General features: G+C 42.9%; 1 pseudogene. It reads left to right on the top strand.

Annotation, left to right across the window (positions count from 1 at the left end):
* Window positions 1-259, top strand: a pseudogene (locus tag KAJ71_RS23305) (dihydroorotase); the annotation flags it as partial.

Here is a 259-nt window from a genome sequence, read left to right as displayed (position 1 = left end):
CCAATATTGTCAATGAAGGCAAGCAGTATTATTCCGATGTACTGATTCGACATGGTCGGATTGAAAAGATTCATCCCAATATTACAGGGGCTTATCATGCGAAAAATATAGATGCTGAAGGTTCGTGGTTAATTCCTGGCATGATTGACGACCAAGTTCATTTTCGAGATCCCGGCGCAGCGCATAAAGGCAATATTGCTTCGGAATCAATGGCAGCAACGATTGGTGGAATCACCAGCTATATGGATATGCCAAACAC

Source organism: Serratia silvae (assembly GCF_023282985.1).
In the GTDB taxonomy this organism is placed as follows: domain Bacteria; phylum Pseudomonadota; class Gammaproteobacteria; order Enterobacterales; family Enterobacteriaceae; genus Chania; species Chania silvae.
The sequence above is the reverse complement of the archived record's forward strand: the minus strand, read 5'-3'. Positions and strand labels throughout refer to the sequence as shown.